The 10,610-nt window shown below is 74.2% G+C and carries 12 protein-coding genes; 5 read left to right on the top strand and 7 right to left on the bottom strand.

Annotated elements, in window-relative coordinates:
• A partial coding sequence (locus tag AC1DQC_RS19400) for an HNH endonuclease family protein (RefSeq protein WP_477052871.1) occupies positions 1 to 551 on the top strand: 551 nt, incomplete at its 5' end.
• A complete protein-coding gene (locus AC1DQC_RS19395; RefSeq protein ID WP_477052870.1) occupies positions 548 to 1,759 on the top strand; it encodes a type III PLP-dependent enzyme domain-containing protein in 1,212 nt (403 codons plus the stop codon). The genes AC1DQC_RS19400 and AC1DQC_RS19395, both read left to right, overlap by 4 nt.
• Here the strand turns inward: AC1DQC_RS19395 and AC1DQC_RS19390 are convergent, their stop codons facing one another.
• Genes AC1DQC_RS19390 through AC1DQC_RS19380 form a run of 3 tightly spaced genes read right to left on the bottom strand, consistent with a single transcriptional unit; the run spans position 1,760 to position 4,584 of the window.
• Complete coding sequence (locus tag AC1DQC_RS19390) at positions 1,760 to 2,605, bottom strand: transglutaminase domain-containing protein (RefSeq protein ID WP_477052869.1); 846 nt, start codon at positions 2,603 to 2,605, stop codon at positions 1,760 to 1,762. It abuts the gene before it with no gap.
• A gap of 30 nt (positions 2,606 to 2,635) precedes the next feature.
• Positions 2,636 to 3,022, bottom strand: coding sequence for a RidA family protein (locus tag AC1DQC_RS19385; RefSeq protein WP_477052868.1), 387 nt, complete (start codon positions 3,020 to 3,022; stop codon positions 2,636 to 2,638).
• A 47-nt stretch (positions 3,023 to 3,069) separates the two neighbouring features.
• Positions 3,070 to 4,584 (bottom strand): N-acyl-D-amino-acid deacylase family protein, encoded by a 1,515-nt coding sequence (locus tag AC1DQC_RS19380; RefSeq protein ID WP_477052867.1) that lies wholly within the window; start codon positions 4,582 to 4,584, stop codon positions 3,070 to 3,072.
• A 54-nt stretch (positions 4,585 to 4,638) separates the two neighbouring features.
• Here AC1DQC_RS19380 and AC1DQC_RS19375 point away from each other — a divergent pair, with 54 nt between their 5' ends.
• Entirely contained in the window at positions 4,639 to 5,187 is a 549-nt protein-coding gene (locus AC1DQC_RS19375) for a GNAT family N-acetyltransferase (protein WP_477052866.1), read from the top strand.
• On the opposite strand, the gene AC1DQC_RS19370 is transcribed toward AC1DQC_RS19375, so the two are convergent.
• The 3 genes from AC1DQC_RS19370 to AC1DQC_RS19360 are packed head-to-tail and all read right to left on the bottom strand — an operon-like array spanning position 5,184 to position 8,036.
• Positions 5,184 to 5,909 (bottom strand): M50 family metallopeptidase, encoded by a 726-nt coding sequence (locus AC1DQC_RS19370; protein WP_477052865.1) that lies wholly within the window; start codon positions 5,907 to 5,909, stop codon positions 5,184 to 5,186. The two genes, AC1DQC_RS19375 and AC1DQC_RS19370, sit on opposite strands and share 4 nt — an antisense overlap.
• A 55-nt stretch (positions 5,910 to 5,964) precedes the next feature.
• The gene (locus AC1DQC_RS19365; RefSeq protein WP_477052864.1) at positions 5,965 to 6,669 is read right to left on the bottom strand and encodes an LmeA family phospholipid-binding protein; all 705 of its coding nucleotides are present in this window, start codon (positions 6,667 to 6,669) and stop codon (positions 5,965 to 5,967) included.
• Between the two features lie 38 nt (positions 6,670 to 6,707).
• Positions 6,708 to 8,036 carry a GmrSD restriction endonuclease domain-containing protein gene (locus tag AC1DQC_RS19360; protein ID WP_477052863.1) on the bottom strand — a complete coding sequence of 443 codons (1,329 nt, stop codon included), beginning with the start codon at positions 8,034 to 8,036 and terminating at the stop codon, positions 6,708 to 6,710.
• Between the two features lie 122 nt (positions 8,037 to 8,158).
• On the opposite strand from AC1DQC_RS19360, the gene AC1DQC_RS19355 reads away from it, so the two are divergent.
• Positions 8,159 to 9,430, top strand: a complete 1,272-nt coding sequence (locus AC1DQC_RS19355) for a multidrug effflux MFS transporter (protein WP_477052862.1) — start codon at positions 8,159 to 8,161, stop codon at positions 9,428 to 9,430.
• A gap of 110 nt (positions 9,431 to 9,540) precedes the next feature.
• The gene (locus AC1DQC_RS19350; RefSeq protein WP_477052861.1) at positions 9,541 to 9,957 is read left to right on the top strand and encodes a hypothetical protein; all 417 of its coding nucleotides are present in this window, start codon (positions 9,541 to 9,543) and stop codon (positions 9,955 to 9,957) included.
• Between the two features lie 6 nt (positions 9,958 to 9,963).
• Here the strand turns inward: AC1DQC_RS19350 and AC1DQC_RS19345 are convergent.
• The coding region (locus AC1DQC_RS19345; RefSeq protein WP_477052860.1) for an SbcC/MukB-like Walker B domain-containing protein at positions 9,964 to 10,610 on the bottom strand (647 nt) is incomplete at its 5' end.

The following is a 10,610-nucleotide window of genomic DNA, read 5'->3' as shown; positions in this document are numbered from 1 at the left end:
GGTCGGCGCTGGCCGCGCTCGAGGTCCGCGGCCGCGCGCCGACCACCGGCTACGCCCGGGAGCGGTTCGGGCAGGCGTGGGCCGACGTCGACCACAACGGCTGCGACACCCGCAACGACGTGCTGCGCCGGGACCTCGCCGCGACGGTCGTCGAGGACTGCGTGGTGCTGAGCGGCACCCTCGACGACCCGTACACGGGCGTGCCGATCGCGTTCGCGCGCGGGCCGTCGTCGGCGGACGTCCAGATCGACCACGTCGTCGCCCTCGCCGACGCCTGGCAGACCGGCGCGCAGACCTGGACGCCGGACCGGCGCGAGGCGTTCGCCAACGACCCGGCCAACCTGCTGGCCGTCGACGGTCCCGCCAACCAGGAGAAGGGCGCCGGCGACGCGGCCACGTGGCTGCCACCGAACCGCGGCTACCGGTGCGTCTACGCGCTCCGGCAGGTGCGCGTGAAGGCCGCCTACGGCCTGTGGGTCACGGCCGTCGAGCACGCCGCGCTGGAGCGACAGCTCGACCGGTGCGTCGTCGGTACGGTGAGGGCACCATGACGCTGCGCCTCCCGCCCCTCCTGCTCGGCCCCACCACGAAGGGCGTCTGGGCGCCGACGCCCGTGACGCGCAGCGAGTTCGTCGCCGCAGGTCACACCCTGGACGACGGGTCCCTGACGTGGCCCGCGATGACCCTGGACGCCGACGCGCTCGCGCACAACATCGGGGAGCTGGCCGCGTTCACGCAGCGGCACGGTCTCGCGTTCGCGCCGCACGGGAAGACGACGATGTCGCCCGAGCTGTTCGCCGCCCAGCTGGACGCCGGCGCCTGGGGCATCACCGTCGCGACCGGCAACCAGCTGCTCGCCGCGCACGCGTTCGGGGTGCGTCGGCTGCTGGTCGCCAACGAGGTCCTCGACCCCACGGTGCTGCGCTGGATCGCCTCGGTCGACGATGCCGAGATCCTGTTCTGCGTCGACTCGGTCGAGGCGGTCGACATCGCCGCGGTCGCGGTCGACGGCGGCCGGCTGCGGGTGCTGCTGGAGGTCGGCCACGCCGCGGGACGCACCGGCGTCCGCACCGGTGACCAGGCGCTCGCGGTGGCGCAGCGCGTGGCGCAGGTGGAGGGCGTCGAGCTCGCGGGCGTGAGCGCGTACGAGGGCGGCCTGCCCGACGTCGCGACCGCGCGCGACTTCCTGACCGAGGTCCTGGCGATCGCCGAGATGCTCGTGGGCGCCGGGCTGCTCGCCGACCACGTCGTCCTGTCCGCCGGCGGGTCCGCGTTCTTCGACGCCGTCGCCGACGTGCTCGGCGTCCCCGCGGTCGCGGGCGTCCCGAGCACCACCATCCTGCGGTCCGGCTCGTACGTGACCCACGACCACGGCACCTACGTCGAGGAGACGCCGTTCACGCGGATCGTCGGCGACCTCCACCCGGCGCTCCGGGTCTGGGCGCAGGTCTCGTCGACCCCCGAGGACGGGCTCGCGATCGTCGGCGCCGGCAAGCGGGACGTCCCCTACGACGCCGGCCTCCCGGTTCCGCTGCGCCGCCACCGGTCGGGAGAGCAGCCCGTCGCCGTGGAGGGCTGGACCGTCGCGCGCACCAACGACCAGCACGCCTACCTGGAGGGCTCCGGCACCGACCTGCGCGTGGGCGACCTGCTCGAGCTGGGCATCTCGCACCCCTGCACCGCGTTCGACAAGTGGCGCGCGATCCCGGTCCTCGACGCCGACCACCGGGTGGTCGACGTCGTCACCACGTGGTTCTAGCTAGCCGACGGCCTCCGTGCGGCGGTGCTGGACGTTGAACACCTCGTCGGGCACCCGCAACCGCTCGTCGGCCAGCAGCCGCCGGACGTCGGGCATCGACGGGCCGGCGGTCGCGGCCGCCAGCTCGTCGAAGAGCGCCACGTCGACGACGTCCTCCGGCTCCGGCATCGCGCCCCACAGGTCCCATGGCAGCAGCTCCACGCCGTCCAGGGCGGCGGCGTCCCGCATCAGGTTGGCGGCGATCCACCACGCACCCGCCTCGTGGATCGAGGTGAGACCGAACCTGTCCGGGTCCGCACGCCCGGCGCGCGTCGCCGTCCACGCGTCGCCCGCGACGACGAACTGGTCGCGCGGCACGTCCGTGAGGTCGAAGCCGATGCCGAGGTGCGCGCGCTGCACGTCGTCGATCTGGGCGTCGAGCAGCTTCCACCGGTCGCCGTCGAGGTACTCGACCACCCAGTGGTCCTCGTACCAGCCGGGCGTGAAGTACGCCCCGAAGCCGCACCGCGCCCGGGCCGGCACGCCTCGGTTGCGGAACAGCGCCACGGACAGCACCGAGAAGCCGCGGCACGTGGTGGCGATCCTCTCCCCCGGCGGCCGCGGCACGTCGAGCGGCCGGTCGTCGCGGCCGGTGAGGGCGTCGAGCACCTGGTCCACCCGCCGCAGGTTGACGCGGTCCCGGTCCTCCTCCGCGAGCGTGACCCCGTACGCGCCGGCCCAGGCTTCGTGCACGAGCAGGCCCTGGACCACGCGCGCGATCCCGGCCGGGTCCTCCGGGAGCTCCTCGAGGAGGTCAGCATGCGCGCCCGCGCCGGTCAGGATGCCCTGCTCCACCCACTCCGCCATACGCGCGACGCTAGCCCCGGGCCCTGACATCTAGTCGTCGTTGGTGAGCCGCCCCGCGACCACGTCGATCTCGACCTTGATGCCCGCCAGCTGCGAGCCGACCGTGGTCCGCGCCGGCTTCGGGTACGGGAAGAACTCGCCGTACGCGTCGTTGAACTCCGCGAAGTCGGCCAGGTCGGCCAGGTGGACCGTCGTCTTCACCACGTCGCCCAGGTCCAGCCCCGCGGCGGCCAGCGTCGCCTCGACATTGCGCAGCACCTGCCGGGTCTGGTCGGCCACCGACTCGGGGATCGCGCCGGTCACCGGGTCCTGGGGCCCGAAGCCGGCCGTCCACACGAGGTTGCCCAGCCGGATGCCCTGGGAGTAGTTGCCCGCCGGCTGCGGCGCGTCCGGGGTGCTGATCTTCTCGCGGGTCATCGCGCTGCCTCTCGAGGGGTGGTGGGCGCTACGGGGGACAGTCTCCCTCAGCGGATCGGCCGGCCGGGCAGCGCGCCGGTGAGGCGGCCGTCGCGCAGGGCCGGGACGCCGTCGACGAGCACCGCCTGCACGCCCGTCGCCAGCCGCCGGGGCTCCTCGTACGTGGCGAGGTCGGTCACCGTCGTCGGGTCGACGATCGCGAGGTCGGCCCGGTACCCGACGCGCAGCCGCCCGCGGTCCGCCAGCCCGAACCGTCGGGCCGCGGTGGTCGACAGGTGCGTCGCGGCCGCCGGCCAGTCCCAGTCGCCCAGCTCGCGCACATGCCGGCCCAGCAGCCGGGCGAACGTGCCCCACCCGCGCGGGTGTGGGTGGCCGCCGCGGTAGATGCCGTCGGACCCGGCGCAGTGTGCGCGGTGCCGCAGGAGGGCGCGCAGGGACTCGTCGGAGTTCGTCGGCGGCTGCGCGAACACGCAGCCGACCTGCAGGTTCGTCGTCCGCAACAGGTGCAGGGCGGCCTCGGCCGGCGTCCTGCCCAGTCGCGCGGCGACCTCGAGCAGAGGCAGCCCCTCCGCCCAGGTCGCTCCCGGGACAAAGGCCAGGGTGACACGAGGCCAGACCTCGTCGCGGGTCGGTAGACGGTCCACCACCGCGGGGTCCCGCAGCAGCTCGAGGGTCCGGTCGGCGTCCGCCAGCGGGAGCCAGTCGGGCAACGCCACGAGCGCGAGGATCGAGGCGCCCTTGAGGTACGGATACGCGTCGAACGTCAGGTCCAGCCCCTCGGCGAGGGCATCGTCGACCAGCGGACCGAGCCGCTCGGCCGGCCCGTGGTAGTGCGAGACGTGCGTGCCGACGCCTGTGGCGCGCGCCAGGTCGAGCAGCTCCGCGAGCGCCGCCGGAGCCTTGTCCTCGTACCCGCGCATGTGGGAGACGTGCGGGCGGCCCCGGGCCGCGAGCGCCGCGCACAGGGCGAGGAGCTCGTCCCGGTCCGCCGACGACGCCGGCGCGTACTCGAGCCCGGTCGACATCCCGCGCGCGCCGTCGTCGAGACCCTGCTCGAGCAGCCGCACCATCGCGGTGATCTCGTCGGACCGCGCGGGACGGTTGTCAGGGCCCATGACCGCGTACCGCAGCGTGCCGTGCGGGACCAGGTACGCGGTATGCACCGTCGTGGCGCGGTCGTAGGTCCGCAGCAGGTCGTCGACGGACCCGTCGCGGAAGGTGGGGTGCGTGCCGTTGATCGCGGCGAAGTACCGCTCCGCGTAGCGGGTGGCGCCGGATCCGGGCGGTGAGGGGKCGAACGAGACGCCGTCCTGGCCGAGCACCACGGTGGTCACGCCCTGGTGGGTCAGCGCCGCCTGCACCTCGGGGTCGAGCACGGCGGCGTCGGCGTGCGCGTGCGCGTCGACGAACCCGGGCAGGACCACGAGGCCGTCCGCGTCGAGGACGTCCGCGCCGTCGACGGGCAGGTCAGGGCCGATCTCGGTGATCCGGTCGCCGACCACGCGCAGGTCCGCGCGGACCAGCTCGCCCTCGGCCAGCCGGCCGCCCCGCACCAGGATCACGGGACGATCATGCCTGTGTTGACGGCGTGGTGACCGGAGAGCAGCGTGGTCGCGGTGACCGTCGTCGTGCCTCTGACGCCCGACCGCTGGCCGGCGCTCGAGGAGCTGCTCGACCACGGCGGCCCGGCGGCCCGGTGCTGGTGCATGGCGTACCGGATCGGGCCGGGGTACCGACGCCGCCCGGCGGACGAGAACCGCGCCGCGCTGCGCGACGTCGCCGAGCAGGGTCCGCCGCCGGGGCTTCTCGCGTTCCGCGACGACCTCGCCGTCGGCTGGTGCCAGGTCACTCCGCGCGACGACGTCCCCGCGCTCGACGCCGCCTGGCGGCTGCGCCGAGTCGACGACGTGCCCGTCTGGGCGATCAGCTGCTTCTACGTCCGCAAGGGGCACCGCCGCGACGGCGTGATGGGCGCGCTGGTCCGCGGGGCGGTCGACCTGGCCCGGGAGGCGGGCGCGCCGGCGGTGGAGGCCTATCCGCTGGACGGCTCGGTGTCCCCCAGCGCGACGAGCACCGGCTATGCGACCACGTTCGCCGCGGCGGGGTTCGTCGAGGTGGCGCGGCGGTCGCCGGAGCGTCCGATCATGCGGTACTCGTTCGGCTAGACCTGCAGCCCGACGAGCCAGGACGCGCCGAGCGCGAGCGCGGCCAGGCAGACGAGCAGCAGGATCGCGACCCAGAGGCCACCCGGCACGTGGGTCAGGCGGCCCAGCAGCCCCGCGTCGGACGTGTCGGGCACGCCCCGCCGACGCGCTCGGCGACGCTCCGACTGCATCTCGAGCACGGCGCGCGGCGCACCGAGGAGCAGGAACCAGGTCACCGCGTAGGCGGCGACGCCCTGCACCGTCGCGGAGCCCCACACGGTGACGCCGACCAGCAGCGCCCCGGTCACCAGCACCGACCACAGGCCGTACCAGTTGCGGATCTGGACCAGCACCAGCACCAGCACGACCAGCAGGATCCAGAGCAGCGCCACCGCGTACCCGCGGGACAGCAACCACGCCGCCCCCACGCCCAGCACGGCCGGCCCGACGTACCCCGCCGCCGCCGTCGCGACCATGCCCGGTCCCCGCGGCTTGCCCACCGAGACCGTGAGGCCCGAGGTGTCGGAGTGCACCCGGATCCCGGACAGCCGCCGGCCGACGAGCACCGCGACCCCGGCGTGGGCCGCCTCGTGCACGATGGTCAGGCCGTGCCGGGCCACGTGCCACGCGCCCGGCACCACGAGGACGAGGAGCACGCCGACCGCGGTGAGCAGCACCACCGTGCTGGAGGGCACCGGCTGCGCCGTCGTGATGTCGTGCCAGGCGTCGCCGAGCCAGTCCACGGGCAGGGATCCTTCGTCCGTCGTCGTCCGACCGGGCGGTCGGGCAGGACGGACCTTACCCAGCCGCCGGCGCCTCGGTGGGCAGGACGACGTCGGTCCCCGTCGCGGTGATCCGCACGCCCGAGCTCACCACGGAGGCCCCGGACAGGACGAGGCCCTCCGGCAGCCCGCTCACGGGGATCTCCACGTCGGTCAGCCGGTTGCCGATCGCGCTGGGCAGGTTGTCGACGTCCACCTTGAGGCCTGCGATCTGCACGTTCTCGACGTTCACCAGGAGCTTGCCGTCCTCGACCCGCGGCACCAGGTTCGCGGCCAGCGTCAGCCCCAGCACCTTGCCGGACGCCGTGAGCGCGTTGCCGTCGACCGCGACGGCCACGTCCAGCTGCGACCTGTCCTTGACGATCTGCTCGATCGACGCGGTCGGCAGGGTCGCCGCGATCGTCGCCGAACCCACCGTGTACGGCTCCGACGTGCTGACGTCGTGCGCGTCGATGGTGACGTCCGTGGCCTTGATGCCTTCCAGCGTGACGCCGTCGACCTGCCCGGTGACGTCGTCGATCGAGCCCGCGACCAGCTGCGTCAGGAACGGGAAGCCGCCCAGCTCGACGGTCGGCGCGCCCACCACCCCGTCGAGGTTCTGCTCGATGGCGTCGACCACCCGCTGCTCGGCCATCGACTCCGTCACCCGGTCGGCGACGAAGGCGCCGCCCGCCAGGACGACGACCGCGACGACCCCGACCACCACACCGCGTCCGCTCACGGCCCTCACGCTAGTGGGCCGACGATCGCCCGCGCTGGTCAGGGGCGCCGCTCGCAGCCGATCCCGTCGTTGTCCCGGTCCAGCTTGGGCGCGTAGCCCGGGTCGCCCACGTGCACGGGCGCTGCTCCGGCGGCCCAGGCCTCGGTGCAGTTCTTGAAGGGTCCGGAGACGGCCGGGGCCGCGGGCTGGGCGGGCGCGACCGGCGCGACCGGTGCAGCCGGCACGACCGGCGCCGGAGCCGCGGGGGCGACCGGCGCGTCGACCACAGGCGCCGGTTCCTCGACGACAGCCGGTGGCGGCACGGCTGAGCCCGCGGGCAACGGCTCGGCCGGGCAGGTCGACAGCACGCCGACCATCGCGGCCTGCTCGGCCTGCGTCACCCAGAGCCCGTACGTGTACTTCACGCCCACCTGCCGCGCCACGTACGCACAGCGGTACGCCTTGTTCGGCGGGAGCCACGTCGCCGTGTCCCCGTCGCCCTTCTGCATGTTCAGCGGACCGTCCACCGCCAGCAGGTTCAGCGGGTCGTTGGCGAACGACTCACGCTTGCCGGTGTCCCACTGCTGCGCGCCCTTCTGCCAGGAGTCGGACAGCGCGACGACGTGGTCGATCTGCACGGCCGACGACGTGTCCTGCCCGCGGACGAAGGCGATCGCCGTCCCGGAGTACGGGTCCTGGAGCGTGCCCGACGCCACCACGCAGCCGTTCGTCCCGTCCTTCAGCGCCTGCGAGGTGAGGTCCCGGCGCAGGATGTCGTTGCGCGTGTCGCAGCCGTTGCGGTCCATGTCCTTCCACGCCTGGCCGTACAGGTCCCGGTCGTAGCCGGTCTTCGGAGCCCGACCCTTCACCGGCAGCAGCGCCGCGGTGGCCAGGGCGGTCTGCGGCTGCGCGGCGGGCACGACCGCCGCGTCGGCCGTCGGCGCGGGCTCCGGCGCGGGCAGTGCCGCCGCCTGTTCCTCGAGGCTGGGCGTGGCGGTCGCGTCCGGCGTCGCGGTGGCGCTCGGGGACTGCGTCGCGGGCGTCGTCGGAGCCGCCGTGGGTTCCGCGGGCGGCGCAGCGACCGAAGCGCTGACCACCAGCGCCACGACCGATCCCGCCAGCACCGCCGCCGCGCTGCCGCGGCGCATCGGTCCGCCGAGCCAGGACCTGCGGCGCACGAGCGCGTAGAGCGCCGTCGCGCCCACGTACAGGCTCGCCATCAGGAGGGCGCCGGACCAGCCCGACGTCAGCCCCAGCAGCGACACGACCACCAGGCCGACCACGCCGGCGATCCGCGCGGGCCGCCAGAGCGCGCGCGCCCGCGGCTCGGCCGGGGGGTCGCCGACGGGGGCGTCGTCCCACCACGCGTCACCCGTCGGTCCTGTCATCCCTTGAGTATCGGCACGCCGCGGGCCTCCCGTGACGGACCAAGGTCACGACACCGACGTGATCTGTCCCACGGGTTGGACACCGCGGGAAGATGCTTGCGGCCCGCAACCTTGGGGCTGTCATGGCCCGGATCCCCGCGACGCGCGCGAGCGTCGGCTTCGTCCTCCTGCTGTCGGCACTGACCGCCATCGGCCCCCTGACCTTCGACACCTACCTGGCGGCGTTCCCGCAGATCGCCGACGACCTGGACGCGCCCGCGGCCGCCGTCCAGCTCACCATCGCGGCGTCGCTCGCCGGGCTCGCCCTGGGCCAGCTGCTCTTCGGCTCGATCTCCGACGCCTTCGGCCGCCGCCGTCCCCTGCTCGGCGCGCTCACGGTCTACGTGCTCGTGTCCGTCGGCCTCACGCTCGTGCACAACATCACGGCCTTCACCGCCCTCCGGTTCGTGCAGGGCTTCACCGCGGCCGCCGGGATGGTGCTGTCGCTCGCGATCGTGCGCGACAAGTTCGAGGGCATCGCCGTCTCCAAGGTCATGGCCCGCCTGATGCTCGTCGTCGGGGTGGCGCCGATCCTCGCGCCGACCATCGGCGCCCAGCTGCTGCTCGTCGGCTCGTGGCGGCTGATCTTCCTGTTCCTCGCCTCGACGGGAGCGATCCTGCTGGTGGTCGCCGCGTTCACCCTGCGCGAGTCCCTCCCCGTGGAGCTCCGCCGGACCGGCGGCACCACGGCGGCGCTGCGCACCTACCGCGACCTCCTCACCGACCTGCCGTTCCTCGGCCTCGCGCTGATGTCGGCGTTCTACCTGTCGGCCATGTTCACCTACGTGGCGTCCTCGACGTTCGTGTTCCAGGACGGCTACGGGCTGTCGCCGCAGCAGTTCGGCTGGGTGTTCGCCGCCGGCGCGGTCGCCATCACCGCGGGCTCGCAGGTCAACGGCGCGCTGGTCGGCCGGTTCACGCCCGAGCAGGTGCTCTCCGGCGCCGTGGCCGTGGGGTTGGTGCTGAGCCTGTCGCTGTTCGCGACGACCCTGCTGGGCGCGCCCTTCTGGCCCGTGACCGTCCTGCTCGTGCTGACCCTCGGCACCGCCGGGTTCGTGCTGCCGTCCGCGCCGGCCATCGCCCTCGCGTCGAACCCGCACCGCGCCGGATCCGCCGCCGCGCTGCTCGGCGCGCTGCAGTTCGGGCTCGGCGCGGTCATCGCGCCGCTGACCAGCCTCGGCGGCACCCCGACCGCGGTGACCATGGCGGGCGTCATGGCCGGGGTCATCGTCATCGCCGCGATCCTGCTGGTCGCCGTCCGCCGGTCGTGGGCACGCCGACCCGTCGCCGAGCCCGAGGCCGAGCTCGTGGTCGAGGCCGTGCCGTCGGTCGTCGCTGGCGCGGAGGCCCGGTAGGAGACCGACGCGGCGCCCTTCCGCGCCTGACCAGTCGTCACCAGATTGTTGTGGCGTACGTCACACGAGCGACTTAGCCTGGTCAGAACACGCTCGATGAAGGACGCTCGATGAGCTGGCTCCTGCTGGTTGCCGTCTTCTTCATTCCGGCGCTCGTCTTCGGCGCGATCTGGCAGCTGCTCCCGTCGCCCGACGAGCCGCCGCGATGGCGCACGTGGTCAGCCACGCACCTGGAGCGCCTGGCGGCCCGGCTGCGCCGCCCGAAGGCCCCCGAGTACGACCCGTTCCTGGCGCTCCGCGTGCAGGAACGCCTGGGCGTGGTCGCCGATCACGTCCGCTCGCTCGAGCTGGACCTGCACACGTTCGCCCGCGCGGAGCGGATCATCGCCTCCCAGCTGGCGTACGACCAGCTGCTGGCCGAGGCGTGCCACCTCGCCGGCGTCGAGGTGCAGGTCGTCGCGAAGGGTGATCCCGCGGAGCGGTTCCGCGAGGAGGTCGAGCTCGCGTCACGCGGCTGGGCCTGGTGACGGGCCTCAGCCCGCGCGGACCAGCAGCGTGCTCGGGCCCTCCGGGGTCGGGCGGATCTCGATCCGGTCGGCGATGGCCTGCTTGAGCGCCTCGACGTGCGAGACCACGCCGACCACGCGGCCACCCGCCCGCAGCCGGCCCAGCTCGGCCAGGACCTGGTCGAGGGTGTGCGGGTCGAGCGAGCCGAAGCCCTCGTCGACGAACAGGGTTCCCAGGTCGATGCCGCCGGCCTCGGCGGTGACCACGTCGGCCATGCCGAGCGCCAGGCACAACGACACGTAGAACGTCTCCCCGCCCGACAGGGTCCGCGGGTCGCGCGGGTGCCCGGTCTGGTGGTCCACCACGCGCATGGCCAGCCCGGTGTTCCGGGCCCGGACGTCTTCCTTCTCGTCGCTGCGCACCAGCTCGTACCGACCGTCCGACATCACCAGCAGCCGGTCGTTGGCGGCCGCGACGACGTCCTCGAACCGCCGCATCAGCACGAACGTGGCCAGGGACAGGTTCTGGGCGTTGTCCCCGCCACCACCGCCGGTGAGGTCGGCGAGGCGGGACACCGGCCCCGCGGACCGCACGGCGTCGGCCAGCGCGGTGGCCGCGCGCAGCACCCCGTCGGCCGCGGCGCCGGCTGCTGCCGCGCGCTCCTCGGCGACCC

The organism is Cellulomonas sp. P4_H12 (genome assembly GCF_056400905.1).
Note: the sequence above shows the minus strand (reverse complement) of the source record. Positions and strands in the feature narration are given on the sequence as shown.

Coding starts and splice junctions, on each gene's coding strand:
- AC1DQC_RS19360 (WP_477052863.1), bottom strand. CDS start 8,036: ATGACAGGACCGACGGGTGACGCGTGGTGGGACGACGCCCCCGTCGGC.
- AC1DQC_RS19390 (WP_477052869.1), bottom strand. CDS start 2,605: ATGGCGGAGTGGGTGGAGCAGGGCATCCTGACCGGCGCGGGCGCGCAT.
- AC1DQC_RS19350 (WP_477052861.1), top strand. CDS start 9,541: ATGAGCTGGCTCCTGCTGGTTGCCGTCTTCTTCATTCCGGCGCTCGTC.
- AC1DQC_RS19385 (WP_477052868.1), bottom strand. CDS start 3,022: ATGACCCGCGAGAAGATCAGCACCCCGGACGCGCCGCAGCCGGCGGGC.
- AC1DQC_RS19395 (WP_477052870.1), top strand. CDS start 548: ATGACGCTGCGCCTCCCGCCCCTCCTGCTCGGCCCCACCACGAAGGGC.
- AC1DQC_RS19355 (WP_477052862.1), top strand. CDS start 8,159: ATGGCCCGGATCCCCGCGACGCGCGCGAGCGTCGGCTTCGTCCTCCTG.